This window comes from Candidatus Streptomyces philanthi, from assembly GCF_059553635.1.
Window position 1 is genome coordinate 1 of the sequence record NZ_JCANQV010000448.1, and the last position, 3,423, is coordinate 3,423.

At 72.7% G+C, this 3,423-nt stretch carries 4 protein-coding genes; 3 read left to right on the forward strand and 1 reads right to left on the reverse strand.

Going from position 1 to position 3,423, the window contains the following annotated elements:
• Positions 1-395: LamB/YcsF family protein (locus tag AC51EU_RS28755; protein ID WP_496270018.1), on the reverse strand; the 395-nt coding region annotated here is incomplete at its 3' end.
• Positions 396-654: 259 nt separating this feature from the next.
• On the opposite strand from AC51EU_RS28755, the gene AC51EU_RS28760 reads away from it, so the two are divergent.
• The 3 genes from AC51EU_RS28760 (at position 655) to AC51EU_RS28770 (ending at position 3,228) form a co-directional block, all read left to right on the forward strand.
• The gene (locus tag AC51EU_RS28760) at positions 655-1,398 is read left to right on the forward strand and encodes a GntR family transcriptional regulator (RefSeq protein ID WP_496270019.1); all 744 of its coding nucleotides are present in this window, start codon (positions 655-657) and stop codon (positions 1,396-1,398) included.
• 157 nt (positions 1,399-1,555) lie between these two features.
• Positions 1,556-2,263 (forward strand): DUF969 domain-containing protein, encoded by a 708-nt coding sequence (locus AC51EU_RS28765; RefSeq protein ID WP_496270020.1) that lies wholly within the window; start codon positions 1,556-1,558, stop codon positions 2,261-2,263.
• Complete coding sequence (locus AC51EU_RS28770) at positions 2,260-3,228, forward strand: DUF979 domain-containing protein (protein ID WP_496270021.1); 969 nt, start codon at positions 2,260-2,262, stop codon at positions 3,226-3,228. The genes AC51EU_RS28765 and AC51EU_RS28770 overlap by 4 nt, the downstream gene beginning before the upstream one ends.
• The last annotated feature ends 195 nt before the right edge of the window (positions 3,229-3,423 follow it).

The following is a 3,423-nucleotide window of genomic DNA, read 5'->3' on the forward strand; positions in this document are numbered from 1 at the left end:
GCCTGCTCCTCGTCGTGGACGCAGCGGTTGTAGAGGGCGCCGTGCGGTTTGACGTAGGCGACGCGGGTCCCGGCGGCGCGGGCGAAGACGTCCAGCGCGCCGATCTGGTAGGTGATCTCGTCGGCGAGTTCGCCGGGCGGGACGTCCATGGCGCGGCGGCCGAAGCCGGCGAGGTCGCGGTAGGAGACCTGGGCGCCGACGACCACGCCCCGCTCCGCGGCGACTTCGCAGACCCGGCGCATCGTGGACGGGTCGCCGGCGTGGAAGCCGCAGGCGACGTTGGCGCTGGTGACGACGGACAGCAGGGCGTCGTCGTCGGTGAGCCGCCAGCGTCCGAAGCCTTCCCCGAGGTCGGCGTTGAGGTCGATGACGGGAGGGCTCACCGCGTCGCTCATGGCTGCGCTCCAAGGGGTCGGGGTCGGTGGGGCGCGCGGCGGGCCGGTGAGGGGCGCGGAGGGGTGCCGTCCGGTCCGTGCCCGTGACGGCTCCCCGGTGGGCATCACGGGCCGGTCGGCGTCGACGGTCAACGTAAGCGATTGTTCAACGATCCGACAAGAGCTGTGTTGTTTCGTTCTCCCGTCATGGGATTGACTTCCGGGGACGGGCACGCGGCGGCGGGGCCCGGGACGACGACACCGGGGAGCGGGGAGCGCGATGGCCGGCGAAGTGGCGGACAGGGACCGGCGGCGGCCGGCCACGGTCGCGGGGCTGGAGGACGACCGCGCCCTGCTGGGGCGCTCCAGCACGGCGGAACGGGTCGCCGACGTCCTGCGCGACCGCATCGCCCAGGGCTGCTTCCCGCCCGGCGCCCGGCTCTCGGAGGAGAGCATCTGCGGCGCCCTCGGCATCTCCCGCAACACCCTGCGCGAGGCGTACCGGCTGCTCACCCGCGAACGGCTGCTGGTGCACCGCCTCAATCGCGGCGTCTTCGTCCGCCTGGTGACGGTCGAGGACCTGGACGACATCTACCGGGTCCGCGCCATTGTCGAGTGCGCGGCGGTGCGCGGCCTGGGGGCCGGGCCCTACGACGCGCCGGCGCGGGAGCGGGTCGCCGCCGTCGAGGCGGCCGTACGGGCCGGGGAGGCGGCCTCCGAGGAGCGGGCCTGGCAGGACCTGTCCACCGCCAACATCCGCTTCCACCAGGGCATCGCCGCCCTGGCCGGCAGCCCGCGCACCGACGAGCTGATGCGCGGGGTGCTCGCCGAGCTCCGGCTGGTCTTCCACGTCATGGACGACCCGCGGCGCTTCCACGCGCCCTACCTGACCCGCAACCGGCAGATCGTCGAGGCGCTCCAGGCCGAGGAGTCCGAGGCGGCCGAGCGGCTGCTGCGGTCCTATCTGGAGGACTCGCGCGCCCAGCTGTCGGGCGCGTACGCCCGGCGCATCGCCGAGGGCTGACGCACCGGGGTGCGGGACGGCGGGAAGGAGGAATAGCGCCGCACCCCTTGTCGGATCGTTGAACAATCGCCTAGCCTCCGCGCAGCGCTCCTTGCGCTTCTTCTCTCTCTTCTCCTCCTCACGATCGCGTGGGGTCCCGTACGCGGAAGGCGGATCCATGATCGTGCTCCTCGGCGTGCTCGTGGTCGTGATCGGCTTCGCCACGAAACGCAACCCGCTCCTGGTCGTGGGCGTGGCCGGCATCACCACCGGCCTGCTCGCCGGCCTCAGCCCCGGCAAGGTCCTCGCCGCGTTCGGCGAGGGCTTCGCGAACAGCCGGGCGGTGACCATCTTCGCCATCACCCTCCCGGTCATCGGCCTCCTGGAACGCCACGGCCTCCAGGAGCGCGCCCGCGCCCTCGTCGCACGGTTCGGCAGACTCACCACGGGCCGCTTCCTCGCCCTCTACCTGGGCCTGCGCCAGATCGGCGCGGCCGTGGGGCTGACCAACGTCTTCGGGCACGCCCAGACCGTCCGCCCCCTCGCCGTCCCCATGGCCGAAGGCGCCGCCGAACGCCGCCACGGCACCCTGCCCGACCGCACCCGCGAGCGGATCAGGTCGTTCGCCGCGAGCGCCGACAACGTCGGCCTCTTCTTCGGCGAGGACGTCTTCCTCGCCGTCGGCTCGATCCTGCTGATCACCGGCTTCGTCAACACCACCTACGGCACCCACCTGGAGCCGCTCCACCTCGCCCTGTGGGCCGTCCCCACCGCGGTGTGCGCCTTCACCGTCCACGGCTGGCGGCTGCTGCGCCTCGACCGCCGCCTGGAACGCGAACTGCTCACCGCCGGGGCCGAGAACGCCGTCAAGGAGACCGCCAAGTGATCAAGGCAGAGTGGTTCTACTGGCTCGTGGGACTCAGCTTCCTGGTGATGGCCGCCCAGATGGCCACCGACCGCACCAACCCCAAGCGCCTGGGCACCGCCGCGTTCTGGGGACTGATCGGCGCCGGATTCCTCTACAGCAGCTGGGTGGTCGAGGGCCGCGCCCCCGCCGAACCGCTGGGCGCCGCCGTCCTCGTCATGGCCGCCCTCGCGGGCTTCGGACGCACCGGACGCGGCACCCCGCGCACCACCACCCCCGCCGAACGCGCCGCCTCCGCGGCCCGCCTGGGCAACCGGCTGTTCGTCCCCGCGCTCACCATCCCCGTCGTCGCCATGGCCTGCGCCGTCGGCGTCAAACACCTCACCGTCGGCGGCCGGCCGATCCTCCAGGAGGGCAGCGAGACCATCCTGGGCCTGGGCATCGGCGCGCTCGCGGCACTGGCCGTCGCCATGGTGATGCTGAGGGAGAAGCGGCTCTCGGTGCCCGTGCACGCCGGCCGCTCGATGCTGGAGGCGATGGGCTGGGCGATGCTGCTGCCGCAGATGCTGGCCACCCTCGGCTCCCTCTTCCAGGTCTCCGGCGTCGGCGACCGGGTCGGCGAACTCGCCTCCGCCGTGCTCCCCGAGGACTCCCGCCTCGTCGCCGTCGTCGTCTACTGCGCGGGCATGTTCCTCTTCACCTGCGTCATGGGCAACGCCTTCGCCGCCTTCCCGGTGATGACCGCGGCGGTCGGCTGGCCCGTCCTCATCGTCCAGCACGGCGGTGACGCCCCCGCCGTCCTGGCCCTCGGCATGCTCGCCGGCTTCTGCGGCACCCTGGTGACCCCCATGGCCGCCAACTACAACATCGTCCCCGCCGCCCTGCTGGAACTGAAGGACCAGTACGGACCGATCAAGGCCCAACTGCCCACCGCCGGCATCCTCCTCGGCTGCAACATCGCGGTGATGGCCCTCTTCGCCTTCTGACGGACGGTGAACCGGGGCGGGCACGGACCGCCCCGCCCCGCCGCCGACCTGCGGCAAGAGCACCGCACACGACCCCGTAAACTGCTGTGTCGGCCGACGCGCGCCTCCTGCCCCGAGCGGATACGTGCCGTTTCGTCCGTTGTCAGTGCCAGCGCCTACTCTGTGCGACGTGACTTCTCCAGCCCCGGGGGCCGC

Excerpts from the sequence above, each read along its gene's own strand:
- AC51EU_RS28760 (WP_496270019.1), top strand. The coding sequence starts at position 655 with ATGGCCGGCGAAGTGGCGGACAGGGACCGGCGGCGGCCGGCCACGGTC.
- AC51EU_RS28765 (WP_496270020.1), top strand. The coding sequence starts at position 1,556 with ATGATCGTGCTCCTCGGCGTGCTCGTGGTCGTGATCGGCTTCGCCACG.